This window comes from Mesorhizobium sp. M0159 (genome assembly GCF_040322295.1).
Classification (GTDB): Bacteria; Pseudomonadota; Alphaproteobacteria; order Rhizobiales; family Rhizobiaceae; genus Mesorhizobium.
Map to the genome: position 1 here is coordinate 65,390 of NZ_JAMYTF010000021.1, position 26,846 is coordinate 92,235.

Sequence of the window (26,846 nt, forward strand, 5' to 3'; positions counted from 1 at the left end):
AGCCCATCGGACGGCCCCATGACTGACGCTATCCTCATCCTGAACGGCGGTTCCTCCAGCCTGAAATTCGCTGTCTTCGAGGAACGCGATGGCCTCCCCGTGCTTCTGCGCGGCCACATCGCCTCGCTTGGCGGACATCCGCAGCTGCATGCCGAGGCCGCAGGCGACAGACCGGAGATCTTGAAGAGCCTGGGCGAGAGACCGATCGACATCGGCGAAGCATTCACTTCCGTCGTCTCCCTCCTTGCCGATCGCGATCTCCTGCGCCGCATAGACAGGGTGGGGCATAGGATCGTTCATGGCGGCCGCGACTTCACGCAAGCGACGCTTCTGGATGCGCCCGCGCTCGACGCGCTCGCCCGGCTCGAGCCGTTGGCGCCGATCCATCAGCGGATCAATCTCGAAATTGTGGCGCTGGCTACCGACCTCCTCCCGCAAGCCATGCAGGTCGGATGCTTCGACACAGCGTTTCATTCGACCCGACCGAGCGTTGCGAAGATCTACGGCATTCCACGTGCGATGACCGAGGCGGGTATCGTTTCCTACGGCTTTCACGGCTTGTCCTACAGCCACATCGCTTCGCGGCTGCGCGACCGCTATGGCGCCGGCGCCGGCGGCCGGGCAATCGTTGCCCATCTCGGCAGCGGCGCCAGCGTGTGCGCCATGGACGCCGGACGAAGCATTGCGACGACAATGGGGTTTTCGACGCTGGATGGCCTGATCATGAGCACGCGTTGCGGCGCGCTCGACCCGGGGATCATCCTGCATCTCCTGCAGGACTGGAAGCTGCCGACCGACGAACTGGTCACGCTTCTCTATGAGCAGTCCGGCCTGCTCGGCATGTCTGGTATATCCGGAGATATGCGGACGCTCATCGGCTCGGACGATCCTGCCGCCGCCGAGGCCGTCGATCTATTCGTCTATCGCATCGGGCGCGAGATCGGATCGCTGGCCGCTGCCCTTGGAGGTGTTGATACGGTGGTGTTTACCGCCGGCATCGGTGAAAACGCGCCATCGATCCGGGAAAAGATCGGAGTTGCTGCCGGCTGGCTTGGCGTCGGTATCGATCATGACCAGAACCGAAGAGGCGAGGAGATCATCAGCCTTTGCCAATTCACACGTCGAGGTTCTTGTAATCCCTACCGATGAAGAGAGAGCCGTTGCCAGCCAGCTGCGCTCTGCGCCTTCGCCGAGGCGGGCAAGACCCAGCTTTGCCCTGCCATCGCAGAGGAGACTCTGACATGCTTCCAGTCTCCGGCGTGTCGGAAGCCGCCATGTCCCCGTCGGCGCGACGCAATCGCAACTGCTTCTGCATCACGCTCGACCGAACAGCGCTTTGGGCAGCGCTGAACCATGAGGCCGGCGATCCCGGCTTCTGCGAAACCTTCATGGCGTCGAGGCCGCATCTGTTTTCCAACGTTCCGGTCTTCCTCGCCGCGTCAGCTCTCGATGAGATGCAAGCAATCGTCGTCGCCATTGAGGCAACAGCCAACCTACAGGGTTACCGCGATACCGTCCTCTCCTGGGCCCCGGAAATCGCCCAACGGGATTTTGGACCCGTTGGCGCTCTGATGGGCTACGATTTCCACCTCGACGATGATGGTCCCAAGCTGATCGAGGTGAACACAAACGCCGGCGGGGCTTTCCTCAATGCCTTGCTGGCCAGGGCACAGAAGGCCTGCTGCTCTGAAGTTGACCGGGCGCTGATTGGCGCCAGGGACGATCACTTCGAAACCAATGTCATCGCGATGTTCGAGAACGAATGGCGCCGCCAGCGCGGAGCCGGCTCGCCGCGAACGATTGCGATCGTCGACGATCAGCCTGGGGAGCAGTATCTCTATCCTGAATTCGTGCCAGCCCGGCAGCTATTGCTGAAGCACGGCATAGACGCGATGATCGGGGACGCGAACGAGCTGACATATGATGGCGGCAGGCTTCGGCTCGACGGACAGGAGATTGACCTCGTCTACAATCGCCTGGTCGATTTCACACTCGATCGCCCGGAACATGCCGCACTCAGAGTGGCTTACCAGGATGGCGCCGTGGTGCTCACTCCCAATCCGCACAACCACGCGCTCTTTGCAAGCAAGCGCAATCTGACATTGCTGTCCGATCCGGCGGCGCTGGAAGCGTTCGGCCTTCCTCCGGAGATGCGCTCGCGGCTCGCCGGCGTTCCGCGGACCACACTAGTCACGCCCGACAATTCGGATGCCGCCTGGCAATCCCGCAAGGATATGTTCTTCAAGCCGCTCTCAGGCCATGGCAGCAAGGCGGTCTACCGCGGCGACAAGGTGACAAAAGGGGTGTGGGCCGAGATCGCCCGGGGCGGCTATGTGGCCCAGGCATTTGCTGCGCCGGGGAAGCGTGTGATCGAAATCGATGGCGCACCCGCGCCGCGTAAGATGGACGTGCGGCTTTATACTTACGATGGCCAGGTGCTGCTCGCCGCCGCACGCCTCTATCAAGGCCAGACCACCAATTTCCGGACACCCGGCGGCGGCTTTGCTCCGATCTTAGTTATCTGCGATAAGAGCTAAGGCAAAGCCGCCCACAGATGACAGAGGATTGAACTCTCCAGCAAGGCTGCTCGGGACGCGCGGCCATTGCGTACGGGACTGGGCGCCGTTGGATCGAACATGGCGACCCCGCTCGACGTCGCGGCTCAAGGCTGCCCGGGGGTAGTGAGGAGCGACCCGAGGAATTTTCGTCGATCTCCGCAGGGAAACCCATTCGCCGCTCACGTTCAACGACTCTGTCTTGGAACGACACCGCGATTTCATACCGAGCGGCGACACCGGTGAGCCGTCCTGAGTTGTGTGCGTCAAGTTCTGCAAAATGGCGTGGCATTGCGGTGACGTCGGCGTGTCCGCCGCGCAGCCCCCGTGTTTAGCGGAGCGGCATTGGGCTTGCCGATATTGTGGAGATGAAGCAGGAGTGGACCTACCGGACCGACATTAAGGCGCCATTGCCGGCGCCGGATTGAGCACACCGTCGTTGGGTCACCGCTCCGCAGCACACGCCAGATGTCAGGAGGGCCGTATGCTGAAAGCGAGCGCGTTTTGCGACCAGCCGGCAACCGTGCGGAACAGCTTCAAGTCGTAGGGCTGTAACGAGGCCTGTTGCTCGTCTGTTTTCAGACGACGGGGCACGGGCGTTGCTGGGTGATTGGCGAACCACTCCATTCATATCCCCGCGGCCGCTGTTCGCCGCGCCTGGGCGACCAACGCGGCAATTTCTCTGCGCTGCTCGACGGCCTCGCAAGTGAACTGACCGTGCCTATAACGGCCATGGGCCTTGAGGGACATCGGCACCACTCAAACGAAATGGCAACTATCTGTCTGAATGCGATTAGGGTCCATTCGCAGAGACCCACGCATCCGTCGCGTGGGGGGACACAGTAACTTCCCCTTTAAAGGCGTCGAGATGCCACGAGAACCGAAAAGTCAGTTCCTTAGACCTAAAGATCGAGCGATCTGCCAGCGGGTTGTCGACCAGATAGCCGCCGACGCCAAATCGTACAGCACGTCGGTAGACAGCCAGATTCTAGCCTCGACCACGCTGTCTCTCTTTCAATCCGGGGTCGTCAATGAAGTGAATTTGCTGGCACATGTTCGCGCGCGCCTCCATGACTTCACGAAGCAGACCGGCACTGCTTCGCAGCACTCACCACCTTAATTCCCCGGTAGCCCTCCCCCGCTGTTTCCTCGCTGTATTATCAGCGGGGAGGCATCGCCGACGAGCGGCCGAAAATTTGGATAAGCCCCCTAGGCCGAACCCTCAAAAGGTTCAAAAGCCTAAGATTGGGCCCGTCCCCTTTCCCATCTCAGACGGAAGTGTCTGCCCTTGAGCATCAGGACATCCGGATCATTTTCCTCGTCTTCATCGGGTTCGTAAGCGGCCGGCGCCTCCAGCAGGTCGACTCGCCGGAGGTCTGTCCCGCCCATCTGCCAGGGCAAATGCGGCGTTTGCCAACATGCAACACAGTCAGCCGAAAACAACGACTTGCAACCGCTTCGGTAACACAGTGAATTGCACGACTTATTGATTTCGGCCTATTGCGAACGCTCGACTGCACACGTTGGCGCGTCACTCGCCCCTGGCCTGAAAAAATTCGGCCGACGGCAGAAGGAAGATGCTCGGCCAAGATGGCGATTATATATTCGACAGTGGGGGGTTAGAAAATGAGTGCTGCTGAGTTCATCGACAAGGTTCTAACCCCGCTTGGAGGCGGGCTTGGCGTCCTGCTGGCTTGTCGGTTTTCACCGCGACTTCGTGCACAGGTTAAGCCGGGGCGGGAGTATGTGGCGGCAGCAATCGTTGTGCTGATCCTGGGAGCCATCAAATGGCTCTTTTAGGAGTGGCCGTTTCCTAAGCCGTCGCTGATTGAAACCTGCAAGCCAACGGCGTTGAGCCGCTGGGCTATCTCGCCGATGTCCTCGCACTGCGCCATTTCCACGAGATCGACCTGCACGAGGGCAACCCTTACGGCTTCACCGCAAGCTTCAATCCGACAATAGCAGCCGCCGACGGCCGGCCATGCGGTTGGGTATCGCCGGACCATGTCGGCATCAATCAGGGGCCGATCACTCTGATGATAGAGAACTACCGCTCGGGCTTCCTGTGGCGCCTGATGCGCTGCGTGCCGGCGATCATCGCCGGACTGCACCGAGCCGGTTTTTCGGGCGGTTGCCTATAACAAGTCGAGATGACAAAGCTCTCCGACTGACCGGGACTCTTGACTGCTAGCGCATGCCGCATTTGCTGCAAACGTCGACTCAGCGGCGCATTGCAACATAGGGGCCGGGAGCCGTCGGTCTGCTCGGATCAGCGGCTGGCCAAAGCCGACATAGCTTGTTGGAAGCTCCCGAGCAAATGCCGGCTTCCTAATCGCCACGCCCCGAAGCGAACCGTCACAAATCCGCCATCTCAGGCATCACCTTGCAGACGGCCGGTTCGCCTTTTCGACGGCATGGGGTGTATGAAGCACCGGACGCCTCCACCCCTACCTCTGAAAATGCCCCAACCCGTTCTCATTCAGATAGTCCACCGTCATCACCCGCGCGCGAATGCCGCCGGGGGAACCGACGAACTTCACCGATGACAGCGAGCCGGTCGGCGCGTTCTCTCCGCGGGGCGTGAGGGCGTAGGTGTCGCCGTCCCAGTGCTCGAGCGTGAACTGCATGGGCTTTGGGCCGAGTTCGAGCATCAGCTTGTCGCCATCGGCCCGCACGGTGGCGGTGTCGAAATAGTTGCTCGTATATTGGCCCTCGTAGAAGGATGGACTGCGCGCCTTGGCGGGGTTCGTCGGCTTGCCCTTGCCGGCAAGGTCGCCCACCGGCTTGTAGTAGGCCATGAACCGCGGCTTGATGTAGGGATACCAGTCGCGGGTGACCTGGCCATATTGCACGATGTCCATGAAGCTGGCGGCGACCGCCTCGGCGGCGCCGACGGGGGAGCCGTTGGTGAGCACGACGATGCCGACATCGGCCGAGGGCAAGATCTGGAAGGTGGTGCCGGCACCGAGCAGGAAGGCGCCGGAATGGCCCATGGTGGTGCGCCCATTGGCGTTCACCCCCACGTTGAAGCCATAGCCATAGGAACTGGCCCGCGTATCGGGCGTCTCGCCGCGGTAGGTCACGCTCTGTGGTGTGATGGCGGGCTGCAGGATCTTGGGGTCGATCATGGGCTGGCCGTTATAGGTGCCGTCGCCAAGCAGCAGGATCATCCACTTGGCAAGATCCTGGGCGCTGGAGGAGACGCCGCCCGCCGGCGCCTGCTGGTCGGGGTCGCGGTCATAGAGCGGCTCGAACACATTCTCCGCCACGCGCGCATGCAGCAGGGCGCGGTTCTTGCCGGCGGCAATGAAGTCCTCGTGCCGATAGCTGCTCGAGCGCATGCCGAGCGGATCGAACAACAGGCTCTTGGCCAGCGGCTCCCAAGGCTGTTTCTCGGCGTGGGCCACTGCCTCGGCGCCGATCGTCGTGCCGAAATTGGCGTAGTGATAGGAGATGCGGAAGGGATCGAGCGGCACCATCCACAGGCTCCCGACGATCTGCTTGCGCTGGAAGCCGAGATCCTCGAGTTCGTCGCCCGCCGCCATCGGCAGGCCCGAGCGATGGGCGAAGAAATCGCCGATAGTGGCGTTGCCCGAGACATAGTCGAGATTGAGGCGGAAGCCGTCCCAGACCTCGCCGACCGGGGTATCCCAGTTGAAGCTGTGGTCCTTCGTCATGGCGATCGCGGCCACCGTGGCCGAGATCGACTTCGACACCGAGGCGACCTGGAAAATGGTGGTGCTGCTGACCTTAGAAGTGTCGTCCCGGTTGTCGCGAAGGCCATAGCCCTCGTCAAAGATCATTTTGCCGCCATGCACCACCGCCACGGCGAAGCCGGGAACGTCGGATGCTTCCTTGACTTTCTTGACGATGTCCGGCAGCGCGGCCAGCGCCTTCTCGACACCGCCGGGGTACAGCTGCGTAGCATCCTGCGGCGGCGATGGCCCAAGCTCCGGCAGGTAGGACTGCGCGGCTGCCATGGCGGGCAGCATGATAACGAGGGAAAGTACCAGGAGAGCAGCGACCTTCTTCATTGCATGTCCTCAAACTTGCACCGGCAGATGATCGGACCATACGCGGCAAGATGAAAGATGGTTGCGGTTATTTTCCAATGATATGTTTAAGTTCAAAGATCAGACAGAGACCGCGGCTGCTTGTCATGTGATTTCGGAGTGGTGAAGTAGCCGCGTTACCTACGCGCCCGGCAATTGGATGGGCAGGGGTCCTAAGAGGAAACAGGCGGCGAAATGGGTCAATGTATTTCTCTAGGGCTGCCGGTTGGTAGACGCGACGCCGCCGACGCGCATATGATTTTCCACGATCCGTGCACCGGGCACACCCGATCCCCGCCCACACCCTGTGCTTGGTGAATGACTGATCGCCCGCCGAGCCGAAAGGTGCGGCGCGCTTTTTTGCGTTTACGGGTCGCTCATCGCTTGGCAAATGAGCGCAACTAAGCGATGGAGCGCGCCTTTAGGGCGCCAGGCAAGGAAATCATCCACGCTCAGCCAGTTCACCGGATTTGACTCAACATTTGGCCGGCTGAATTCCACATTGCGATGCAGATCGTCAGGCACAAAGACGAGTCGCCACGTTCCCTTTGCGTCGGCGGCGAGGCTATAGGCGAGGACGGTCATGGCGATCACTCCTTCGCCCCGAGATTGCCTAGTCCGCAGGGCAAATCCATCGCAAGAAGTTGGTATTGACAGCCCTTTTTTGCGTTTGTCGGACGCGATTGACCTGCACTCCCGATCATGAGCGGAATGAGAACATCCAGTTGGGGGCAGGGGGTCGGGAAATGACATTTCAGGCAGTCGCATTGATGGTGACATTGGTCGCCGCAACGCCCAACAATGATTTGCCTCCCAACGCCGTTGAAAGTGTGTGGATGAAGGCTGAGACCGTGATCACCGAAAGCCGCAAGATGAAAGCAAAAGGGATGATGCCGGCGTCCATTGATTGCCGAATCGATAGCATCTCCGGAACCGCAGCGGTTTACTCGATGAAAATCGTCTGGGTGCCAAACGACGCCGGCATTATATGGCGCTTCGGAGTAGGCACGGCCGAAGAAAACTTCAAACTAGAAGAAGGAAATCGGGCGTCAGGTATTCGCAACGTTTGGTCGAAGCAATTGATTGACAAGGCTTCGGGCTGGCACGCCTCGTGTGTGCTTTGGGAGGGGCCTGGCTACAGACGAAATGCCGGATGCCCTTGCGCAGCGCGTAGGTTCTCATCGATTTTGCCATCGACATTTCCGGCATGCCTGCCGGGGACGAGGTCGACAGCTTCATCATCCTGCCGCCGTCAGGCGCGCGGTCGCAATCGGCCCTGCGCGGGGGCTCGAGGCATTCCTGAAGAGCTGTTTTCCCGAATACGATTTTACTGCCAACGGCGACATTTTGCGTTCGACGACGACTACCAGGTGTTGCCGATCTGCGGCATGGGCGGCGACGAGCCGGGCACGCTGCGGGTGCTCGACTATCCCAAGCAATCAGTGATGATGGGCATCGCTGCCGCACTTTAAGGCCTTCAGGCTTAGCCGGCCCCGGCGCTGAACTAGCTGGACTATTGCTCGACCGGAAGCCGCTCGTGCTGCGGCTCGGCGTGGTGGAACACCTGTCCAAGATCACGCGCGTCGAACGTCTGGCCGCAGACTGGGCAGTAGACAAAGTGCTTCGATTCGTCCTCCACCGCCCCGTCATGCGGCTTTGCCTTGGTAGCCCGTCCGGTTGGCCGAACGCGTTTTCGGCAGCGCCGGTGGCGCGGGAGGTTTTCGAGAAACGTGCGAACCCTTGATGGAGGGTGCGAGGTCGCCGGGTCGCCTCAAGCCGCCCCCTGCCTCAGTGCATCGACGATGACCTTGAAGGCGGGCAGATTCTGCCGTCGGCTCGGATAGTAGATGTAGTAGCCCGGAAACTTCGGGCACCAGTCGTCCAGTACCTGGACGAGATTGCCAGATGCGATGTGACGCTCGACGAGGTTCTCCGGCACGAAGGCGATGCCGTACCCCTTCAGAGCCGCATCCACCATGGCGTAGGAGGCGTTGAAGGTGAGCTGCCCGTCCACCCGGACGCGAAGCTCATGACCCTCCTTCTCGAACTCCCAGCCATAGAGCCCGCCGCCACGTGTCTGGCGCATGTTCATGCAGTTGTGTCCAATCAGCTCCTGCGGGTGGCGAGGCGCAGGATGTGAGGCGAAATAGTCGTGCGAGGCGACGGCGACCATCCGCCAGTCAGGACCGATGCGGACCGCGATCATGTCCTTCTCGACACTTTCGCCAAGACGCACCCCAGCGTCGAAGCCATCCTCGACGATGTTGCGCAGCCCGTTGTCGATGCTGAGCTCCAGCTTGATGTCGGGATACGCCGCGAGCGCCGGCCTGAGCTTCGGCCAGACGAGGCTGTCGAACGCGTGATCCGAAAGAGTCAGCCGGATGGTTCCGGCGGGCTTGTCGCGAAACTCCATGAGCGCGGCGATTTCCGCCTCGATTTCCGCAACACGCGGTGCAAGCGCCCGCCCTAGGCGCTCGCCGGCCTCGGTCGTCGCCACGCTGCGGGTCGTGCGCATGAGCAGGCGGATACCCATGCGTGTTTCCAACCGCTTGATCGTGTGGCTGAGTGTGGACTGCGTCATGCCGAGCTTGGCGGCGGCGCGCGTGAAGCTCTTTTCCTCGGCAACGGCCAGGAACCACAAGAGGTCGTTGAAATCTTCCTTGGCCATGTCGCTGCCTCGCACCGATCGGGGAAGATTTATGCTTCCCATCGATCAATGCAAGCGAATTAGCGCCCCTAATCCTCTTGATCGGGAGCAGCTACCCTGCAGGTCCGACAAGCCAACAGCCAGTCGTGTTGGCTTTCCCGCGAACCGAAAGGTGAAGGCCATGGAACTGACCATTAACGGCTCGACATTTCAGGTCGACGTCGAACCAGACACGCCTCTGCTCTGGGTGCTGCGCGATGTGCTGGGCATGACCGGCACAAAATATGGCTGCGGCGTCGCCCAGTGCGGCGCATGCACGGTGCTGATCGATGGACAGGCCACGCGGTCCTGCGTGATGACCGTGGACAGCGTCGTCGGAACGGCGATCACGACGATCGAGGCGATCGAGCAGGACACCGAGGGCCGGAAGGTGGTCGAGGCGTGGGTTGCCAACCAGGTGCCGCAATGCGGCTACTGCCAGTCCGGCCAGGTGATGGCGGCGACGGCGCTGCTCAAGCAGACGCCGCAGCCCACTGAGGACGACATCGCCGGCGCGATGGTGAACCTCTGCCGCTGCGGCACATACAACGCGATCTCGGCTGCCGTCCGGCAGGCCGTCCGGGCGTGAGGAGGCAACCATGAACGACATGACCCCCATCCGGGACCGCTCGTCCACGCGCCGCGAGGAGGGACCGCTCAACATCTCTCGTCGCGGCTTCCTTGGCGGCGCCGCAGCGCTCGTTCTTTCGGTCACCGTGCCGGTCGGACGTGCCAGGGCGCAGGCCGGTACACCATCCGTCGCACCTGGCACGCGAATCGCCGCCTTCCTGGAAATCCGCCCTGATAGCACGGTGCTGTTCCGTAGCGCCTTCATCGAGGGCGGGCAGGGCATCTTTACCGCCATGGCGCAGATCGTCGGCGAAGAGCTGGATCTCGATCCAACGCAGTTCGTCGTGGAAGGAGCGCCTCCCGGTCCTGACTATCTGCTGACCGGCGGCGGCCGTTTTACTGGCGGCAGCATGTCGGTGCGGATGAGCTACGAGACGATGCGCAGGCTTGGCGCATCCGCGCGCCAGATGCTGCTGCAGGCGGCCGCCGAACGACTCGGCGTCCAGCTATCGGAGCTTTCCACGGAACCGGGCCAAGTCGTGCATACCGCGAGCGGTCAAGCAATCCCTTACGGCGAGATTGCCGATGCAGCCGCCGATCTGCCAGTGCCAAACGATATCGTGCTGCGCTCTCCCGACAGCTTTCGCTGGATCGGCAAGCCCGTTCGGCGGCTCGACGCGCGCGACAAGTCCACGGGGCGCGCGCAGTACGCGATCGACCTCAAGGTGGACGGCATGCTTCACGCCGCCGTCCAGCATAGCCCGCGCCTCGGCGGTGAGCCGGGCGCGCTGGCGAATGAGGCGGAGGTGCTCGCCATGCCCGGCGTGCACTCGATTCACCGCTTGCCTGGGGCAGTGGCGGTCGTCGCCGACGGGTGGTGGCGGGCGCGCCGCGCGGTGGAAACTCTGCAGGTGACCTGGACGGAGCCTGCGGCTGCAACGCCTCGCGCCATGCCGGCTGATTTCTCCTCCGAGACCCACAAGGCCATGTTGAAGTCGACACCCGGAGACGGCGTCGCTTTCGAGCAGGAAGGTGACGCCGCGGGTGCCCTTGCAGGTGCGGCCCAGGTCGTGGAGGCGACGTACGACGCGCCCTATCTCGTGCACGGCCAGCTCGAGCCGCCATCGGCGATCGCGCGCTGGAACGAGGGCGGGACTCTCGAGCTTTGGATCCCAAACCAGGCGCCCGAGATGTTCCAGGCCGAGGCTGCAAAGGTCGCGGGCATCGAGCCGGGCAAGGTGATCATCCATTCGCCGATGCTCGGCGGCTTCTTCGGGCGGCACTTCCTTTATCAGACGGCCAACCCGTTCCCGCAGGCGATCCTGCTGGCGAAGGCGGCAGGTCGTCCCGTCAAGCTCATCTGGAGCCGCGAGGAGGAATTCCTGCGCGACACGTTGAGACCAATGGGGGTCGCCCGTTTTCGCGCCGGTCTCGACGCCGACGGTTTGCCGGTCGTTCTGGATGCCGTTGCGGTGGGTGAAGGTCCAACAGGACGTTGGTTCGGCCGCCAGCCGGACAAGGTGGACAGCTCCGCCGTCGAAGGCATCGCGGGCAAAGTCTATGCGATTCCGAACCGGCGCGTCGGCCAGATTCACGTCGACGACCCGGCGATCATCGGCTTCTGGCGGTCGGTCGGTCAGTCGATGAACGACTTCTTCTACGAGACGTTCTTCGATGAAATGGCCGACGCAGGTCAGCAGGACCCCTACGAACTGCGGCTGCGGCTTCTCGCGGACAGCCCGCGCCACAGCAATCTTCTGCAGGCAGCCGCCGATCTGTCCGGGGGGTGGAAGCGCGGTCCTTTCGCGGCAGAGGACGGCAGCCGCCGCGCGCGCGGCGTCGCGATGGCCTCGCCCTTCGGCAGCGAGGTGGCGACGATCGCCGAAGTCTCGCTGCGCGACGGCGAGGTCGTCGCGCACCAGATCTGGGTGGCTATCGATCCCGGAAGCATCGTCAATCCGGCCATCATCGAGGCGCAGGTGAACTCGGCGGTCGCACTTGGCCTGTCCTCGGCGCTGCTGGAGGAAGTCGTTTATGCCGACGGCATGCCGCAGGCCCGCAACTTCGACGCCTATCCCATCCTGCCGCCCGACAAGATGCCGCGGGTGCATGTGCGCATCGTCGAAAGCGGTGCGCCGATGGGCGGCATCGGCGAGCCTGGCCTGCCGGGCGTGCCGCCTGCGGTGGTCAATGCCGCCTCGGTGCTCACCGGCCAGCGTATCCGCAGCCTGCCCCTCTCGAAGCTCGACCTGAAAGGCATGAAAGGATGAGGAATTTCGTACTACCTGCCTTGATTGCAGCAACCTGGGCAACGGATTTGTCCGTTGCCCAGGAGGCGAATCCCGGTTCAGGGGAGCGCCTGTTCCGGCAGCGCTGCGGGGCCTGCCACCAGATCGCGACCACCCGGAACGGTGCCGGACCTCACCTGCAGGGTGTGGTCGGCCGCGCCGCCGCCAGCGTCGAAGGCTTCAACTACTCTCCCGCCCTGCGCGACTCAGGCATCACCTGGACGCCCGAGACGCTGGAAACCTACCTCGCGAATCCGACTGCCATGGTGGGCGGCACACGAATGGTTCAGCGCTTCAACAGCGCAGACGAGCGGCACGCCATCATCGAGTTCCTGAGTAGCCTGTAGCGCGGCTCCAAGGCTTGCTTTGGGCCGTACCCCGGATCGAATCGGACCGCCCGGCATTTGCGACTTGCCCGCCGATATCCGTGGCGGCGCTTACATGTCGGTATTCGAACGCATCGTGCTGCCGGCGCTCACTCGCTACAAGCCTGACTTGATTGTCGTACCATCGGGCTTCGATGCCTCAGCGGCCGACCCGCTGGGACGTATGATGCTGCACAGCGGCAGCTACCGCGAGATGACGCGGCTGCTGATGCAGGCGGCGGACGATCTCTGCGGCGGGCGGCTGATGATGTCGCATGAAGGCGGCTATTCGGCTTCCTACGTGCCCTATTGCGGGCTGGCGGTGATGGAGCAATTGTCCGGCATCGAGACTGATATCGATGATCCTTTCCTGCCGGTCTTCGAAGGCTACGCCGGCCAGCCCCTGCAGCCGCATCAGGCGGCCGCCATCGCCAAGGCGGAGGAATTGGTGGGCGGCATCGGATAGCTTTGAGCCGATTGGCATTTCCTGCCGGATTTGCGAACGGACGAATTGTGCAGCGCGCGCCGTGCCGCCGCTCAAGGAGCGGCTGGGGATTGACCATGATCAGCGAGCGGCATTGCCATACCGACTGAACGACAATTGAACTTGCTGAAGGAGAAGGGGTCGGCGCCGGATTCGATGAGCGTCAGGCCACATGGCTGAGAGCGGGGCATTCCGCTCATCTTGAAATAAGTAGGTCCACGGTGGCCAAGGAAACCGCGGGCCTAGTTGTTTGAGAGTGTCGGTGTGTGTCGGGATCAGCTCTTGGGCGTTTTGACCTCCTAGACAATATATCACCGACCGGCTGGTCAGTCGTTGGTCTAGTTGGTCTTCAACTGGCCGACGCGGTTTTCGGCGATCCAGCGCGCGGCGAGCACCAGCGCGCCCATGCTGAAATCCTTGCCATGCTTGGCCACCATTTCTTCCGACAGCTTGGCCAGCCGTTCCAAAAATCCCACGACCGCTATCACGCCTGGGGCGACGATCCGCTGCGTCAGGTCGCAGCCTACAGCCTGGAGGAAGTGACCGAGGCCGTTGACGAAGCCCATCGCAACCAGCTCTATGTCAGCGCTCATGCCATTGGCGAGGCGCCCGTCAGGCTGGCGCTTGAAGGCGGGATCGATGTCATCGAGCATGGCTACGGCATATCGCCGGAGACACGGGCACTGCTGGTGGCAAAGGGGACGATCGTCGTCTCCACGATCTCGCAACTGTATTTCCATCGCGCGGCCTATGATGCCTATCACTACCGCAGTGGGAGCGGGAGGTTTACGAGCGCCACTGGGCGGCAATGCAGCGCGATTTTCCGCTGGGTCTCGCGGCCGGCGTGCGGTACGCGCTCGGTACCGCTCTGATTGGTGGGCCGACACATCCGTTGCATGAGGCGGCGACGGAATTCCGGCTCGCGGTCGAGTGGGGCATGAGCAAGCACGAGGCGCTGCTCGCACGAACGATCGTAGCTGCCGAAGCGCTCGACCTCGCATCGGAAACAGGCAGCATCGAGGTGGGCAAGGCCGTCGACATCATCGCGGTCGATGGCAATCCCTTGCTCGATGTCACGACCCTCAAGAAGCCGATCCTGGTGATGAAGTTGGGACGCTTTGCCAGGCAACCACTGCCTGTCTGATCGACGAGGACGAGAACGGCGGGCGGGGACCGGTGTTCTCGCCGTCCCCGGCGAAGGCTCGTTCTATTGACGGATGCCGAGCACCTCACCGAGCGCGAGATCGCGGATCTTGCCCTGCTCCCTGAAGATGATTTCGGTCAGGGACTCGGCATTGTCACGGATATTTGCCGCAATCGCCTTCACATATCCGGCGCGCTCGATTGGCGGCAGTGCCGCCCATGCTGGCTGCGCCTTGCGGGCTGCTGCAACCTCATCGACAGTTGCGGCCGACGCGTGGGGGATGTCGGCAATCCGCTCCTCGGTTGCTGGATTGAAAACCTCGATTCGGCTCGCCGCATCGGCATCTTCGACGAAACGCCCATTGATGAAATGCTTATAGATGTCATGGAAATCCTCCCTTCGAGCTTGGCTTCAGGCGACGGGCATACGTGCGACGATCTTGCCTGACACTTCGCGGCGGCGAAGGCGTCCAAGCGCGTCGGGTATGGCAGCGAAGTCGATCACTTCCTCAACCATCGGATCGAGTTGACCGGCCGCAAGCCGCCTCATCAGCTCATCGCCAATCGTCTTGAAATCACGCTGGGTCGGCAGATGACCGGAGAAATACGCGCCGCCCAACGCCACCTCGTGCACGGATGCCGCGTATATGGCGGCACATTCGCCATGACCGGCAGCGGATCGATCGACAGGAGTTGGCCGTTGTAGTGGATGAAGCCCAAAGACTTGAGCGCGTCGCCGGGATTGGCCACCTCAAGCATGATGTCGATGCTGTAGCTGCCTTCCGCTTCAGCCCGAACCTTGGCCACCAGATCGGCGTCCCGATAGTCGAAGACGATTTCGGCGCCGAGCTTGCGAACCGCATCGTGGTGCTCGGGCTTGGCAAGCGCGACAATCCTGGCTCCAGCCTGGCGCGCAAGCTGGACAGCGAACCCGCCGACACCGCCATTGGCGCCCTGGATTAGGATGGCCTGACCCGCCGCGAGCCGTGCCTTGCGAACAGTGCCTGGTAGGCCGTGTATCCCGCGCAGGGGATCGCGGCGGCATCCACGATGGCCTGGCACATCTGGCCGAGGTCGGCTTCTACCGAGAGGTTCGGGTCAAAGGTTTTGACAGCATGTTGATTCGCACTCTGATCACCGCGCGGCGCCAGCTTCTCAAGATGCGTTTGCAGATATCCAACCAGATCCGCGGATTGATGAAGACGTTCGGCCTTGTTGTGCCCAAAGGGGCCGGCAGCGTGTTCGAGCGCAACGTTCGCAACTTTCTGCAGGGCGAGGAAAAGCTGGCGCGGATCGTCGTGCCAATGCTTCGGGCCTGGAGTGATATCCGACACCAGACAGCAGAGCTGACCAAGCAGTTGGCCGCGATGGCGCATAACGACCAGCACTGCCGACTGCTCATGTCAGTGCCCGGTGTAGGCACCGTCACAGCCACCGCCTTTGCAGCAGCCGTGGAGGATCCGGCGAACTTCAGGAACTCTCGCTCCGTGGGCGCATGGGTGGGCCTGACGCCAAGGCGCTACCAGTCCGGCGAGGTCGATCATGACGGCAATATCTCGCGCCGTGGCGACAATCAGTTGCGCGGACTGCTATACGAGGCGGCCGCGGTCATTCTGAACCGGTCGACGGATACCAGCACCCTGCGAACCTGGGCGTTGGAGCTCAAAGAACGGCTCGGCTTCAAGCGAGCGGCCGTGGCCCTGGCGCGCAAGCTGGCAGTGATCATGCATGCGATGCTCCGGACGGGCGAGCTATTCGATCCGCACGGAGGAATACCCGCCGCCGCCTGATCTGCATATGCCTGCGACGATTTCTTCACTCAACCGATAGCGTTCTTCCAGGACGCACCGAGCCGTCCCTGCCGGGACGTGGCTGAGATCATTCCGCGAAGCGGGAAGCAACCGAAGCAACTGCCTCCTTAGCAGAGTGCGTAACGAACATAGGAAGATCTCACCAGCGAAACTCATCCTGCGGCGATCAGCTTTGCATCGACCGCGTAGACGACCCTGTACCCGGCATGCGAACGAGCATCGGCAAAAAGGACGGCCGCCTTGCACTCACCCCTTGACGGTCGAGCGATTAGACGACCCGCTGCGCGGGATGGGCGCATGGGGTGAGGTAGAGATCACGAACCGGTCATTCCGGATGACAGGTTGCGTGAAGCGGTCCGCGTGGTGCTGGGTGGCGCAAGAAGGATGGTTCAGTCGAAGAAGCCTGCATCCTCTTCCCGGAGATACTTCCTGGCTGCTTCGGCGTCGATGTCGAGGCCCAGCCCCGGCGCTTCCAGCAAGTCCACCATGCTGTCCTTCACGATCTGCGACGGCAGGCCGATTACGAGGTCCTCCCACCAGGGGTCGGAGGCGCTCGGGTATTCGAAGGCAATGAAGTTGGCGGGCAGGGTGGCGCAGACATTGATCAGCGCGCCGAGGCCGAGAAGGCCGTTCGCGGTGCCGTGCGGTGCCATCAGGATCGAGTGCATACAGGCGTGCTCGGCGACCCATTTGAGCTCGGCAATGCCGCCAATATCGGCCGGATCGGGGCCGATGACCCGCACCGCCTGCGTTTCGATCAGCTCCTTGAAATTGTGCCGCAGGTATATCTGCTCGCCGGTATGAATTGGCGTCGAGGTGGCGGTGGTCAGCTCCCGATAGGCCTGCGGATTGACCCACGGCACATAGTCGCCGGTCAGCATGTCCTCGAGCCACATCAAATTGTACTTCTCGACCGCGCGAGCGAACTTGATCGCATCGGACAGCATCCAGCCCGGGCCGCAGTCGAGCGCCAGGCTGACCTTGTCGCCCAGCACTTCCTTCATCGCGATCACGCAGTCGAGCATGTGGTTGAAACCGCGCTCGCTGATGACGCCCTGATCCATGGCACCGTGGTAGCCAGCCTTATTCTGCTTCACGCCGTAATGGAAGTCCTCGATGGTATCCTTCATGTTGGAGTGGAACGAGATCCCTTGCTTGATCATGAAGAAATTCTGCGGCTGCTCCATCATCCATTTCACGTCAGCGGCGTAATCCTCCGGCCGGTCCCCCGTTCGCTTCTGGCGGATCGAGCCGTTATAGACGCGCACCTTGTCGCGCACCTTGCCGCCGAGCAGTTTGTAGGCCGGCACGCCTGCAGCCTTGCCGGCAATGTCCCACAGCGCATGCTCGATAGCGCTTACTGCCGCGCCATAGGGCTTGAAAGAGCCGCGTTGGCGGATCTTCAGCATCACCCGCTCGACGTCGGTCGGGTCCTCGCCGATCAGCGCCTCGCGGAAATGCAGCACCCAGGGTTTGAGGTAGGTCTTGGTGAACTCGACTTCGCCAAGGCCATAGAGGCCCTCGTCGGTAACGATGCGGACGATGGGATGTTTGCCGATCACGGCGCAGCGGAGGTCGGTGATCTTCATCTTCGGTTCTTTTCGCCTCAGCTCCAGGTGCGGTCCCAGGAATACTCGTTGTCCCAATGATCCGTAGGCTGCCAGATGCCGGTGACACCCGGCTGCAGATGCTTCGAGATCACCTCGTCGACGACGTCGTCAATCCCCAGACCCGGTCTGTCCGGAACAGTGATAAAGCCGTCCTTCACGAGCGGCTTGGAAACGCCGGCGACGATATCGTCCCACCAGTCGACATCGGCAGAGTGGTATTCGAGCGCCATGAAGTTTTCGGTCGCGGTCGCGACATGTGCCGCGGCCATTGCGGCGATTGGACTTTCGGCCATATGGATGGCCATTGCGACGCCGTGGTCCTGGGCCATGTCGCCGATCTTCTTGGTCTCGAGGATGCCCCCGCTGGTGAGCAGGTCCGGGTGGATAATGGAGAGGCCGCCGCTCTTGAGCAGAGGCTCGAAGCCTTCCTTAAGGTAGATGTCCTCGCCGGTGCAGATCGGCACCGTCGTGGCGGCCTGCAGTTGCCGGAACTGCTCGGTGTACTGCCATGGGATCACATCCTCGAGCCAGGCCGGCACGTATTTTTCAATCCGCCTGGCGAGCCGAATGCCGTCCTGCAGCGAGATGTGGCCGACATGGTCAATGGCGAGCGGAATATCCATGCCGATAACATCGCGAACCTCGGCAATGTACTGTTCAAGCAGGTCGAGGCCCTTGTCGGAAAAGTGGAGGCCGGTAAACGGATGGGGGACGTTATGCAAATCGTAAGCGGCATTGCGGGCGCGCCGCTCCTCCATGGTCTTGACCGGGCCGCGGCCGGGATGGATGCGGTACCCTTCAAGTGAACCGGCAGGGGAGACGACCGCACCGGGTACATCCGCGATCTGCATCAGCCCCAGATCCATCTTGAGGAAGGTGAAGCCGAGCGCCATGCGCTGCTTGAGGCGCTTGCCGGTCTCGGTGCCGCTCGGCACGGTAGCGTCGGTGTCGCAATAGACGCGCACCTTCTCCCGAAACCGGCCGCCGAGCATCTGGTAGATGGGAACGCCATAGGCCTTGCCGGCGAGATCCCACAACGCGATCTCGACCGCCGAGACGCCGCCGCCTTGCCGGCCATGGCCACCGAACTGCTTGATCCGGCGAAACAGGCGGTCGATGTCGCAAGGGTTCTCGCCAAGCAGCCGGCTCTTCAGCATCAGCGCGTAGGTGGCACTGGCGCCGTCGCGCACCTCGCCAAGCCCGACGATGCCCTGGTTGGTGTAAATCTTGAGCAGGGTCGAGGTGAACGGCGCGCCGACGATTTCGGCTACCCGCATGTCGGTGATACGAAGCTGGGATGGCTTGGAGTTCGCGTTTACCCGATTGAGCGCTTCGTCGGCGCCACCTGTCTTTGCCATGACTTATCCTCGTTTTCGGCTTGTCGTCCCGCACCCTGGGCCGGCATAGAGTGTTGCTAGCCCAGCTCAATCTCGTGGGCCTGCAAGTAGTCGCGGTCCATCTCAATACCGAGACCAGGCTTCGACGTCAGCTTGAGGCTGCCGTTCGAAACGTCGAGTGGTCTGTCGATCAGGTGATCGTATTTGCCCAGGTTCCATTCCGATGTTTCGAGTTTGTAGAAGTTGGGAACGGTCATCATCACCTGCGCTCCCGCAACCACGTTGATCGGTCCCGCGGCGTCATGTGGCGAGACCGGCACGTAGTAGGCTTCGCACAGCGCAGAAATCTTCTTGAGTTCGGTAATGCCGCCGGTCCAGGTAACGTCGGGCATGATGTAGTCGGCGAGCCTGTTCTCGAGTACCGGCACGAAATCCCACTTCGTGTGGCCGCGCTCGCCCCACGAGATGGCGGTATTGACCTTCTCACGCACCTGCTTGAGGGCGTTAAGGCTCTCGGGCGGGCAGGGCTCCTCAAACCAGTCGATCTGGCCGGCCTCCTCGAGGCTCCGACAGAGGCGAATGGCGGTGGGGACATCGAAGCGGCCGTGCGCATCGATGAGAATGTCGACATCGGGTCCTGCCGTTTCGCGGATCAGAGCCGTGAGTTCGGCGGCTTCGCGCTCGTCCTTGCGAGTCATGCTGCCATCGAGGTAGCCGTCTCGCTGTTCGCGGGGCAGGCCATCGGCGCTGCGGCCCTGGTGGGGGTAGGGATCGAACTTGAGCGCAGTGTGTCCGGACTCGACAATGTCAAGAATTTCGCGGACCACAGCCTCCTTGCTGGTGAATTTGGCCTGGTTGGGATGGGTGTAGAGCGCGATTTCATCGCGTACCGGCCCGCCAAGCAGCTCGTAAATCGGCTTGCCGAGGACTTTGCCCCGGATGTCCCAGAGGGCAATATCGATGGCGCTCACGCATTCGACGGCGGCGCCGCGGCTTCCCATGTAGGTGAAGCTGCGGAAGATCTTGTGCCAGAGATGCTCGATATGCGCCGGATCCTCGCCTGTCACGGCGACGCCGATCTGCCGCAGGATCGTGCAGAGGGCGCGGTTGGCGAGCCTTGTCGTGGTGGTGATCTCTCCCCAGCCACTCACTCCCTCGTCGGTCGTCACTTCGACGAACAGGAACTCTCCCCAGTAGGAAGCATCGGACTTGATCAGCCACGGCCGAATGCTCGTGATTTTCATCTCAACTACCTTTGCCTGAAAATGGTCAGCTAACGATGTTCTGGACTGGACATTCTATCCGGCCCGAGCGGCGTTGCGCGCTCGCATCTGTTCGAGAATATGCCGGCCCGAACCCTCGACATGGCGGGAAACGAGTTCGGCCGCCTTGTCGGCCTCTCCCGCCTTCACAAGCGCGATGAGTTCGCGGTGCTCGCGCATGATCGCGGCACGTCGCGCCAGCGTGAAATTGAAACGACGGCTCACGGCTCGCAGCACTTCGCGATGCTTCCACCAAAGCTCGGCGGCGTGGCGGTTGTAGTGCCGCTGGTACATCACGGTGTGGAAAGCGGTATCCAGCTCACTATGCCTGAATGTGTCGGCGAAATTGTTCTCTTCGATCAGGCCTTGGAGACGTTCGAGTTCGGCGATGTCCTCGCCGGTAGCCATATTCACAAACCATCGTGTCAGGGCTGGCTCGATCAGAACACCGATCTCGTAGATATCCCGGACAAAATCTTGATCAATGGGTCGGACGCGCGCCCCGCGGTTGGCGACAAAGGTGACAAACCCTTCGCCGCGCAACAACTGCAGGGCCTCGCGCACAGGATTGGTCGAAGTGCCGTGACGCCGGGCGAGATCGGTGACGACAAGCCGTTCGTTGGCGGCGAGCCGTCCCTCGATGATATCTTCTCTGATCAATTCATAAAGCGAGGCGCCCTCGCTGGAGGCCCCGATGGGATCGGTCCCCACCGGTGGCATCGCTTTGAAATCGCTTATTTCGGCCAAGGCCGGCTCCCCAATTTAATACATACTTTGCCCGGTATCACACACGGCTTTCGCAAACAATGTACGATCTGGCGCGTTGACAGGCAATCCATGATCTGAAAACGTACCAAGCGATCGAGAGGATACACTGAGTTGAAAGAGGCATCCTCGCGATCGAAACGAGCAAGGACCGCTTTAGGGCGGCATGGGAGAACCAGGGAGGATACCTATGACGAGAATTGCGCTCGGCAGTGCCGTCCTGCGCGGCACTGTCGCCACTGCTTTGATGGCATCCCTGACGTCTACTTCGGCGCTGGGTGCGCCACCGGTCGACCTGAGCAAGTGGTCGCCGGAATATGTGCGCTCGATTGCGGGCACACAGGATTTTGACACGGCTGCCGATTGCGCCAAGGTTACCCCGCTCGACTACAAGGGGCGACTGACTTTCTGGTATCAGGGCGTGTTCGAGGGCGACCCCGACCTCCTGCGCCAGTACTACAAGGATTTCTTCGAGACCTTCCGCAAGACATATCCGAACATCCAGCTCGAGGAACAAGCCCTCACCTATAACGACCTTCTCGACAAGTTCCGCACGGCGCTCCTGGGCAATGCCGCGCCGATGGCGGTCCGCCTGCAAATCCTGGGTGGTACCGAGTTCGCCTCAAAGGGCTATCTGCAGCCGCTCAAGCCAGAGGATGTGGGGTATTCGACCGAGGATTTCTGGCCCGGCGCCATGAAGGCCGTGACCTGGGAGGGCGTGACCTACGGCATTCCGACCAACAACGAGACGATGGCGTTCATCTGGAACGCCGACATCTTCAAGCGTGCGGGCCTCGATCCGGACAAGGCTCCGGCAACCTGGGAAGATGTCGTCAAATATTCCAAGCAGATCCACGACAAGCTCGGCATTGCCGGCTACGGCCTCGTGGCGCGCAAGAATGCCGGCAATACGCCGTACCGTTTCATGCCACAGCTGTGGGCCTATGGCGGCGGCGTCTTCGACGAAGCCACCGCGAATCCGACCTATGAGCAGGTCCAGCTCGATAGCCCGCAGAGCAAGGCGGCGCTGCAAGCCTCCTACGACATGTATGTTCGCGACAAGTCGGTTCCGGTTTCGGCGCTCACCAACCAGCAGGCCGATAATCAGCCCCTGTTCGTCGCCGGCCAGCTCGGCATGATGATCTCGCACCCGTCCGATTACAACGTCATGCTCGACCTGCAGAAAAAGGCGACGGGCACCGACAAGGACAAGGCGCAGACGGTCATCGACAACATGCGCTACGGCCTGATTCCAACTGGCCCCGACGGCAAGCGCGCCGTCGTGTTCGGCGGCTCTAACATTCACATCCTGAAGCCCGAATATGTCGAGGGCGGCAAGGTAGACGAGCCTGCTGCAAAGGCTATCATCTGCATGTGGACGAGCCCTGAGTGGTCGCTGAAGATGGCCTACGCCGGATCAAACCCAGGCAACCTTAACGGCTTCAAAACCAAGTGGATGAAGGAACGTCTGGACAACATCAAGTTCCTGGATGTCACGACCTCGATGCTGCCATACGGCATTCCGTTCCCAGCGCTGCCGCAGGCCCCCGAGATCATGAACATCATCATCCCGGACATGCTGCAGAATGCCCTGACCGGAGCGATGACCGTCGACGAGGCAGCGGAGGACGCGGCCAAGAAGGTAAAAGACGTGATGGGCGGACTCTAGTCCAAGCCTGACCTACGACCTGACCGGCTGCGCCGCTGGCGCAGCCGCCTCGTTCCGAAGAATAAGGGCACGCCACAAGTGACGATCGTGACCGGCAAGGCCGAGGCTCGCCGAAGATTGCAACCCGGTTGGTCCGGCACGCTGCGGAAGATCTGGGAGCATCGCGCGGACTACGCGTATGTGCTCCCGGCGATCGCCGTGATGCTCATCGTCATCGCCTATCCGATCTACTACACGGTCGAGCTGTCGTTCTTTAAGACACCGCCTGGTCTGCAGCTCCGCGACAAGACCTTCATCGGCTTCGACAACTACACGACGATCCTCACCAGTCAGGTGTTCTGGAAGGTCACCTGGAACACACTGATCTGGACGCTGGGGTCCACTTTCATCTCCTTTGTCCTGGGGTTTGCAACGGCGCTGGCGCTCCACCGCGACTTCATCGGCCGTGGTGTCTTGCGCGCTATCCTGATCATCCCTTGGGTCATCAGCGCAGTGGCCGCCTCCTATATCTGGAAGTGGATCTACCATTCGGACTTCGGGATCATCGGCGGGGTGGTGGTCGGCCGGGGTTTGGCCTACAAGCCGCCGAATTTCATCGACAATGTCAGCACGGTGCTGCCCTCCCTGATCGTCGTCAATATCTGGCGCGAGTTTCCGTTTGCCATGATCATGATGATGGCCGGCCTGCAGACAGTCCCCGACCAATTGCTACGCGCCGCAAAAGTCGATGGTGCCAATGCATGGCAGCGCTTTTGGCACGTCACCTTCCCGCACTTGCGCAACGTCTCGGTGGTGACGATGCTGCTGCTCGCGGTGGCCAACTTCAATTCCTTCATCATCCCCTGGATCATGACCGGCGGCGGGCCGTCGAACGCATCGCACATCTGGATAACCCACATTTATGAGCTCGCCTTCGGACGGCAGCGCTGGGGGGTGGCATCGGCTTATTCGGTGCTCCTGTTCCTCACGCTGATGACGCTGGGCTACTTCTACGTCCGTGCGTTAAGCGGCAACGAGCCGAAAGAGGGGAGCGCATGAGCACGATTGCCGAGACAGCCCCTCGAGCCCAGACCCGTCGCCGCATGCGCGTCGACGGATGGCGGTGGGCCGGGCGCATATTCCTCGTGTTCATGCTGCTTTATACCGCGTTGCCGATGATCTGGATGCTGATCACCTCGATCAAGTCCGGATTCGCGGCGACGCAATTCCCGCCGCAATGGTGGCCGGACGAACCTACCCTCGCCAGCTATCAGAAACTGCTCGATCCGCAGAACAGCGTCGGCCAGGACTTCCTCCGCTTCTTCTGGAACAGCCTTTTCGTGTCGACCGTCACGACAATCCTTTCGGTGATCGTGGCTGTCCCAGCGGCCTACGCGTTTTCGCGCTTCAGTTTCCCCGGCCGGAATTTCCTGTTCTTTGCCGTGCTGCTGCGCAATATGTTCCCGGCGGTGATCTTTCTCGTGCCACTCTTCATCCTGATGCGCGCGATCGGTCTGATAAACACGCATGGCTCACTGATACTCACCTATCTCACCTTTGGCCTGCCGCTGGCGATCTGGCTGCTCAAGGGCTTTTACGACAATATCCCGGTGCAGCTTGAGCAGGCGGCGCGCATCGATGGCGCAACACGGTTCCAGGCCTTCATCATGATCGTGATGCCGCTCTCGACTCCGGGGATCATCGCCACCGCAATCTATTCCTTCATCGGCGCGTGGAACGAGTACATCTACGCCTACACCTTCCTCTCCAAGAACGAGCAGTTGACCCTGCCGGTCGGCATCCAACGCTTCTTCTCGGAAAATACGACGGACTTTCCGGGCCTGATGGCGGCCAGCTTCATAATGAGTGTGCCCGTCGTGGTGTTGTTCCTGGTCCTGCAACGATACTTTGTACGCGCCCTTACGGAAGGCGCGGTCAAGCACTAGGGAGTTGCCGATGGCCCACGTGGTCCTCCAAGATCTCGTCAAGAGCTATGGCAGCTTCAAAGCTGTCAACCACGTTTCGCTGACGGTCAATGACGGCGAGTTCGTTGCGCTCGTCGGCCCTTCAGGCTGCGGCAAGACAACCACGCTCAATCTCGTCGCTGGGCTGACCCCGATCACATCGGGCGACATCATCATCGGCGAGCGCGTGGTCAACGACCTCGACCCCAAGGACCGGGACATCGCAATGGTGTTCCAGAACTACGCGCTGTACCCGCAGAAATCGGTCTACAAGAACCTGGCGTTCCCGCTTCAGATGCGCAAACTCCCCAGGGACGAGATCGACAAGAAGGTCAAGGAAGCGGCGCGAGTGCTCGACATGACGCACCTGCTCGAGCGCAAGCCGCGCGAACTTTCGGGCGGGCAGCAGCAGCGTGTGGCTCTTGGCCGTGCCCTCGTTCGCGACCCCGCAGTGTTCCTCATGGACGAGCCACTGTCCAACCTCGATGCCAAACTGCGCGTGCAGATGCGGTCGGAGATCAAGCGTTTCCACCAGGACCTCAAGGCGACGATCATCTATGTGACGCACGACCAGCTCGAAGCCGTGACCATGGCTGACAAGATGGCGGTGATGAATGGCGGCTACCTGCAGCAATACGATTCACCGGCGCAGGTCTTTGCCCATCCGGTAAACATGTTCGTGGCCAGCTTCATCGGCAGCCCGGCGATGAGCCTTATTCCGCTGCAGGCATCGATGGCAAACGGCAACACGGTGTTGACCGGCGCCGAGGGCTGGCGCCTTGAGCTCTCGCCGCGCAATGCCCAGAAGGTCGCGAAAGCGACGACCCGGAAAGTCGTGCTCGGCGCACGTCACTCGACGATCAAGCTCCACAAGAGTGCGGTGCCAGGCAGCGTCCCGGCCAAGGCCTATACGGTGGAGCCGACCGGCGACGTCACCTTCGTTCAGGCGTTCCTGTCCGGCGCCATCGTCAACGTCAGCGTGCCGCCGAACATTGCCGTCGCGCCCGACGAGCAGATCTGGCTCGAGTTCGACCAGGAGCGGATGCATCTGTTCGATGGCGAAACTGAAATGGCCCTCAAGGCCAACTGAGATAGGGCGAATGCGCGTGAAACGTGGGCGTGGATGACTGAGAAGCTTAAGATCACCGCGATCAAGCCCTATCCGGTGTGGGTAGGAACGCGCAACCAGCTGCTCGTCAAGGTCGAGACCGACCAGGGCATCTTCGGCTGGGGCGAGAGCGGCTTGAGCGGTCGCGAGAGGGCCGTGGCCGGCGCGGTCGAGCACTATCGCGAGTTTCTCATCGGCCGCGACCCGATGCAGATCGGGCGGATCTGGCAGGAGATTTACCGCAGCCAGTACTTCGAAGGCGGGCGAGTCCTTCAGGCGGCGATTTCCGCCATCGACATCGCCCTTCATGACATCAAGGGCAAGGCGCTGGGCGTGCCGGTCTACGAGCTGCTGGGCGGCAAGCAGCGCGACCGCATTCCCACCTTTGCCTCGACCGGCGACGAGGCCGAGGGCGACGTTGCCATCGAACGGGCCCGCGAACTTCGCGCGCAGGGGTGGCAGGCGATCCGCTTCTTCCCCTTCGGGCAAAACAGCAAGGACATCTTCGAGCCGCGCGAGTCCATCGGCGCTACCGCGGGTATGCTGAACAAGGCGCGCGAGGCGCTGGGCGACGACGTGGTCCTCGGCCTCGACTATCATCATCGGCTGTCGGTGGCAGAGGCCGCGAGCTTCTGCAACAAGCTCGGTCGCGGCGTGCTTGATTTCCTCGAGGAGCCGATACGGGCCGAGACGCCGGAGGCCTATGAATCGCTGCGCACGATGACCGAAATCCCCTTTGCCATAGGCGAGGAATTTGCCAGCAAGTGGCAGTTCCTGCCCTACATCGAGCGCGGCATCCATCAGTTCAACCGGATCGATGTTTGCAATGTCGGCGGGCTCACCGAGGCGATGAAAATCGCTGGCTGGAGCGAGGCGCATTATGTGGACCTGATGCCGCACAATCCGCTTGGCCCAGTGTGCACGGCCGCGACCGTGCATCTCGCTGCCGCGGTACCCAACTTCGCGTGGCTCGAGACCAGGGCACCCGAAACAAAGCTGGGCTTCGACAATTCCGACTTCTTCCCCGTGCAACCACGGCTCGACGGGACCGATTACCCGGTCAGCGATCTGCCGGGGCTCGGCGTCGAGGTCAACGAAGTTGCGGTCCAGGCGCAGAGTTTGCGTTCCTGGGAAGCGCCTCACCTTAAGCGCCGCGATGGTTCTGTTACGAACTGGTAGTTCCATTCATCCGGAGTCC

The 26,846-nt window shown here is 61.7% G+C and carries 26 protein-coding genes and 2 pseudogenes; 17 read left to right on the forward strand and 11 right to left on the reverse strand.

The genetic code is table 11. The features are described 5' to 3' along the window. Positions 1-18 precede the first annotated feature (18 nt). From NKJ32_RS20205 to NKJ32_RS20215, 3 genes are all read left to right on the forward strand, one after another. A complete protein-coding gene (locus NKJ32_RS20205) occupies positions 19-1,149 on the forward strand; it encodes an acetate/propionate family kinase (protein ID WP_352828605.1) in 1,131 nt (376 codons plus the stop codon). A gap of 92 nt (positions 1,150-1,241) precedes the next feature. After that, positions 1,242-2,537 carry an ATP-grasp domain-containing protein gene (locus NKJ32_RS20210; RefSeq protein WP_352623729.1) on the forward strand — a complete coding sequence of 432 codons (1,296 nt, stop codon included), beginning with the start codon at positions 1,242-1,244 and terminating at the stop codon, positions 2,535-2,537. A gap of 1,928 nt (positions 2,538-4,465) precedes the next feature. Then, positions 4,466-4,696: a glucoamylase family protein gene (locus NKJ32_RS20215; protein ID WP_352623777.1), complete on the forward strand. Its 231-nt coding sequence runs from the start codon at positions 4,466-4,468 to the stop codon at positions 4,694-4,696. Positions 4,697-5,002: 306 nt separating this feature from the next. On the opposite strand, the gene NKJ32_RS20220 is transcribed toward NKJ32_RS20215, so the two are convergent. Together NKJ32_RS20220 and NKJ32_RS20225 are read right to left on the reverse strand one after the other, a co-directional pair. Beyond that, on the reverse strand, positions 5,003-6,589 hold the full coding sequence (locus NKJ32_RS20220; protein WP_352708042.1) for a serine hydrolase: 1,587 nt from the start codon (positions 6,587-6,589) through the stop codon (positions 5,003-5,005). A gap of 384 nt (positions 6,590-6,973) precedes the next feature. Beyond that, on the reverse strand, positions 6,974-7,192 hold the full coding sequence (locus NKJ32_RS20225) for a hypothetical protein (RefSeq protein WP_352641569.1): 219 nt from the start codon (positions 7,190-7,192) through the stop codon (positions 6,974-6,976). 161 nt (positions 7,193-7,353) lie between these two features. On the opposite strand from NKJ32_RS20225, the gene NKJ32_RS20230 reads away from it, so the two are divergent. Beyond that, the gene (locus tag NKJ32_RS20230) at positions 7,354-8,079 is read left to right on the forward strand and encodes a hypothetical protein (protein WP_352786124.1); all 726 of its coding nucleotides are present in this window, start codon (positions 7,354-7,356) and stop codon (positions 8,077-8,079) included. Between the two features lie 299 nt (positions 8,080-8,378). On the opposite strand, the gene NKJ32_RS20235 is transcribed toward NKJ32_RS20230, so the two are convergent. Further along, positions 8,379-9,275: a LysR family transcriptional regulator gene (locus NKJ32_RS20235; RefSeq protein ID WP_352708035.1), complete on the reverse strand. Its 897-nt coding sequence runs from the start codon at positions 9,273-9,275 to the stop codon at positions 8,379-8,381. A gap of 160 nt (positions 9,276-9,435) precedes the next feature. Here NKJ32_RS20235 and NKJ32_RS20240 point away from each other — a divergent pair, with 160 nt between their 5' ends. The 5 genes and pseudogenes from NKJ32_RS20240 to NKJ32_RS20260 form a co-directional block, all read left to right on the forward strand. Continuing rightward, on the forward strand, positions 9,436-9,882 hold the full coding sequence (locus NKJ32_RS20240) for a (2Fe-2S)-binding protein (RefSeq protein WP_352623742.1): 447 nt from the start codon (positions 9,436-9,438) through the stop codon (positions 9,880-9,882). Positions 9,883-9,892: 10 nt separating this feature from the next. Then, positions 9,893-12,133, forward strand: a complete 2,241-nt coding sequence (locus NKJ32_RS20245; protein ID WP_352828610.1) for a xanthine dehydrogenase family protein molybdopterin-binding subunit — start codon at positions 9,893-9,895, stop codon at positions 12,131-12,133. Next, a complete protein-coding gene (locus tag NKJ32_RS20250; RefSeq protein ID WP_352623746.1) occupies positions 12,130-12,498 on the forward strand; it encodes a c-type cytochrome in 369 nt (122 codons plus the stop codon). The genes NKJ32_RS20245 and NKJ32_RS20250 overlap by 4 nt, the downstream gene beginning before the upstream one ends. Before the next feature lie 64 nt (positions 12,499-12,562). After that, positions 12,563-12,982: an arginase family protein gene (locus NKJ32_RS20255; RefSeq protein WP_352623747.1), complete on the forward strand. Its 420-nt coding sequence runs from the start codon at positions 12,563-12,565 to the stop codon at positions 12,980-12,982. Further along, positions 12,981-13,121: pseudogene (locus NKJ32_RS20260) on the forward strand (short-chain fatty acyl-CoA regulator family protein); the annotation flags it as partial. The gene NKJ32_RS20255 and the pseudogene NKJ32_RS20260, both read left to right, overlap by 2 nt. Positions 13,122-13,338: 217 nt before the next feature. Here the strand turns inward: NKJ32_RS20260 and NKJ32_RS20265 are convergent. Next, positions 13,339-13,566 carry a hypothetical protein gene (locus NKJ32_RS20265; protein WP_352785510.1) on the reverse strand — a complete coding sequence of 76 codons (228 nt, stop codon included), beginning with the start codon at positions 13,564-13,566 and terminating at the stop codon, positions 13,339-13,341. Between NKJ32_RS20265 and NKJ32_RS20270 the strand changes: the two genes are divergently transcribed. Both NKJ32_RS20270 and NKJ32_RS20275 read left to right on the forward strand, forming a co-directional pair. Then, on the forward strand, positions 13,540-13,872 hold the full coding sequence (locus NKJ32_RS20270) for an amidohydrolase family protein (RefSeq protein WP_352785507.1): 333 nt from the start codon (positions 13,540-13,542) through the stop codon (positions 13,870-13,872). The two genes, NKJ32_RS20265 and NKJ32_RS20270, sit on opposite strands and share 27 nt — an antisense overlap. After that, positions 13,809-14,144, forward strand: a complete 336-nt coding sequence (locus tag NKJ32_RS20275; RefSeq protein ID WP_352785506.1) for an amidohydrolase family protein — start codon at positions 13,809-13,811, stop codon at positions 14,142-14,144. Before NKJ32_RS20270 ends, NKJ32_RS20275 begins: the two co-directional genes overlap by 64 nt. A gap of 63 nt (positions 14,145-14,207) precedes the next feature. Here NKJ32_RS20275 and NKJ32_RS20280 read toward each other — a convergent pair whose 3' ends face one another. Genes NKJ32_RS20280 through NKJ32_RS20290 form a run of 3 tightly spaced genes read right to left on the reverse strand, consistent with a single transcriptional unit; the run spans position 14,208 to position 15,205 of the window. After that, a complete protein-coding gene (locus tag NKJ32_RS20280) occupies positions 14,208-14,525 on the reverse strand; it encodes an aldehyde dehydrogenase family protein (RefSeq protein ID WP_352786250.1) in 318 nt (105 codons plus the stop codon). 30 nt (positions 14,526-14,555) lie between these two features. Next, positions 14,556-14,777, reverse strand: a complete 222-nt coding sequence (locus tag NKJ32_RS20285; protein WP_352828614.1) for a zinc-binding dehydrogenase — start codon at positions 14,775-14,777, stop codon at positions 14,556-14,558. Further along, on the reverse strand, positions 14,693-15,205 hold the full coding sequence (locus NKJ32_RS20290; protein WP_352708033.1) for a zinc-binding dehydrogenase: 513 nt from the start codon (positions 15,203-15,205) through the stop codon (positions 14,693-14,695). The genes NKJ32_RS20285 and NKJ32_RS20290 overlap by 85 nt, the downstream gene beginning before the upstream one ends. Between NKJ32_RS20290 and NKJ32_RS20295 the strand changes: the two are divergent. Then, a pseudogene (locus NKJ32_RS20295) lies at positions 15,193-15,933 on the forward strand (IS110 family RNA-guided transposase); the annotation flags it as partial. The gene NKJ32_RS20290 and the pseudogene NKJ32_RS20295 sit on opposite strands and share 13 nt — an antisense overlap. 410 nt (positions 15,934-16,343) lie before the next feature. Here NKJ32_RS20295 and NKJ32_RS20300 read toward each other — a convergent pair. From NKJ32_RS20300 to NKJ32_RS20315, 4 genes are read right to left on the reverse strand one after another with little or no spacing between them, the layout of a single operon-like run. Beyond that, a complete protein-coding gene (locus NKJ32_RS20300; RefSeq protein WP_352623758.1) occupies positions 16,344-17,543 on the reverse strand; it encodes a mandelate racemase/muconate lactonizing enzyme family protein in 1,200 nt (399 codons plus the stop codon). Positions 17,544-17,560: 17 nt separating this feature from the next. Beyond that, positions 17,561-18,922 carry a mandelate racemase/muconate lactonizing enzyme family protein gene (locus NKJ32_RS20305; protein ID WP_352786138.1) on the reverse strand — a complete coding sequence of 454 codons (1,362 nt, stop codon included), beginning with the start codon at positions 18,920-18,922 and terminating at the stop codon, positions 17,561-17,563. Between the two features lie 56 nt (positions 18,923-18,978). Beyond that, positions 18,979-20,145 carry a mandelate racemase/muconate lactonizing enzyme family protein gene (locus tag NKJ32_RS20310; protein ID WP_352623762.1) on the reverse strand — a complete coding sequence of 389 codons (1,167 nt, stop codon included), beginning with the start codon at positions 20,143-20,145 and terminating at the stop codon, positions 18,979-18,981. A gap of 54 nt (positions 20,146-20,199) precedes the next feature. Beyond that, a complete protein-coding gene (locus NKJ32_RS20315; protein WP_023679253.1) occupies positions 20,200-20,910 on the reverse strand; it encodes a GntR family transcriptional regulator in 711 nt (236 codons plus the stop codon). A gap of 208 nt (positions 20,911-21,118) precedes the next feature. On the opposite strand from NKJ32_RS20315, the gene NKJ32_RS20320 reads away from it, so the two are divergent. The 5 genes from NKJ32_RS20320 to NKJ32_RS20340 all read left to right on the forward strand — a co-directional run bounded on the left by NKJ32_RS20320 (position 21,119) and on the right by NKJ32_RS20340 (position 26,827). Next, positions 21,119-22,597 (forward strand): ABC transporter substrate-binding protein, encoded by a 1,479-nt coding sequence (locus NKJ32_RS20320; protein ID WP_352708028.1) that lies wholly within the window; start codon positions 21,119-21,121, stop codon positions 22,595-22,597. 78 nt (positions 22,598-22,675) lie between these two features. Continuing rightward, positions 22,676-23,635 carry a carbohydrate ABC transporter permease gene (locus tag NKJ32_RS20325; protein WP_352828617.1) on the forward strand — a complete coding sequence of 320 codons (960 nt, stop codon included), beginning with the start codon at positions 22,676-22,678 and terminating at the stop codon, positions 23,633-23,635. Then, positions 23,632-24,522, forward strand: a complete 891-nt coding sequence (locus tag NKJ32_RS20330; protein ID WP_352708026.1) for a carbohydrate ABC transporter permease — start codon at positions 23,632-23,634, stop codon at positions 24,520-24,522. Before NKJ32_RS20325 ends, NKJ32_RS20330 begins: the two co-directional genes overlap by 4 nt. Positions 24,523-24,532: 10 nt before the next feature. Beyond that, positions 24,533-25,630 carry an ABC transporter ATP-binding protein gene (locus tag NKJ32_RS20335; protein ID WP_352708025.1) on the forward strand — a complete coding sequence of 366 codons (1,098 nt, stop codon included), beginning with the start codon at positions 24,533-24,535 and terminating at the stop codon, positions 25,628-25,630. A 33-nt stretch (positions 25,631-25,663) separates the two neighbouring features. Next, a complete protein-coding gene (locus NKJ32_RS20340) occupies positions 25,664-26,827 on the forward strand; it encodes a mandelate racemase/muconate lactonizing enzyme family protein (RefSeq protein WP_352828620.1) in 1,164 nt (387 codons plus the stop codon). The last annotated feature ends 19 nt before the right edge of the window (positions 26,828-26,846 follow it).

What these genes read in the sequence shown, in the direction of transcription:
- NKJ32_RS20205 (WP_352828605.1), top strand. Translation starts at nt 19, where the DNA reads ATGACTGACGCTATCCTCATCCTGAACGGCGGTTCCTCCAGCCTGAAA.
- NKJ32_RS20210 (WP_352623729.1), top strand. Translation starts at nt 1,242, where the DNA reads ATGCTTCCAGTCTCCGGCGTGTCGGAAGCCGCCATGTCCCCGTCGGCG.
- NKJ32_RS20220 (WP_352708042.1), bottom strand. Translation starts at nt 6,589, where the DNA reads ATGAAGAAGGTCGCTGCTCTCCTGGTACTTTCCCTCGTTATCATGCTG.
- NKJ32_RS20225 (WP_352641569.1), bottom strand. Translation starts at nt 7,192, where the DNA reads ATGACCGTCCTCGCCTATAGCCTCGCCGCCGACGCAAAGGGAACGTGG.
- NKJ32_RS20230 (WP_352786124.1), top strand. Translation starts at nt 7,354, where the DNA reads ATGACATTTCAGGCAGTCGCATTGATGGTGACATTGGTCGCCGCAACG.
- NKJ32_RS20235 (WP_352708035.1), bottom strand. Translation starts at nt 9,275, where the DNA reads ATGGCCAAGGAAGATTTCAACGACCTCTTGTGGTTCCTGGCCGTTGCC.
- NKJ32_RS20240 (WP_352623742.1), top strand. Translation starts at nt 9,436, where the DNA reads ATGGAACTGACCATTAACGGCTCGACATTTCAGGTCGACGTCGAACCA.
- NKJ32_RS20245 (WP_352828610.1), top strand. Translation starts at nt 9,893, where the DNA reads ATGAACGACATGACCCCCATCCGGGACCGCTCGTCCACGCGCCGCGAG.
- NKJ32_RS20250 (WP_352623746.1), top strand. Translation starts at nt 12,130, where the DNA reads ATGAGGAATTTCGTACTACCTGCCTTGATTGCAGCAACCTGGGCAACG.
- NKJ32_RS20265 (WP_352785510.1), bottom strand. Translation starts at nt 13,566, where the DNA reads ATGGGCTTCGTCAACGGCCTCGGTCACTTCCTCCAGGCTGTAGGCTGC.
- NKJ32_RS20275 (WP_352785506.1), top strand. Translation starts at nt 13,809, where the DNA reads ATGCAGCGCGATTTTCCGCTGGGTCTCGCGGCCGGCGTGCGGTACGCG.
- NKJ32_RS20300 (WP_352623758.1), bottom strand. Translation starts at nt 17,543, where the DNA reads ATGAAGATCACCGACCTCCGCTGCGCCGTGATCGGCAAACATCCCATC.
- NKJ32_RS20305 (WP_352786138.1), bottom strand. Translation starts at nt 18,922, where the DNA reads ATGGCAAAGACAGGTGGCGCCGACGAAGCGCTCAATCGGGTAAACGCG.
- NKJ32_RS20310 (WP_352623762.1), bottom strand. Translation starts at nt 20,145, where the DNA reads ATGAAAATCACGAGCATTCGGCCGTGGCTGATCAAGTCCGATGCTTCC.
- NKJ32_RS20320 (WP_352708028.1), top strand. Translation starts at nt 21,119, where the DNA reads ATGACGAGAATTGCGCTCGGCAGTGCCGTCCTGCGCGGCACTGTCGCC.
- NKJ32_RS20330 (WP_352708026.1), top strand. Translation starts at nt 23,632, where the DNA reads ATGAGCACGATTGCCGAGACAGCCCCTCGAGCCCAGACCCGTCGCCGC.
- NKJ32_RS20335 (WP_352708025.1), top strand. Translation starts at nt 24,533, where the DNA reads ATGGCCCACGTGGTCCTCCAAGATCTCGTCAAGAGCTATGGCAGCTTC.
- NKJ32_RS20340 (WP_352828620.1), top strand. Translation starts at nt 25,664, where the DNA reads ATGACTGAGAAGCTTAAGATCACCGCGATCAAGCCCTATCCGGTGTGG.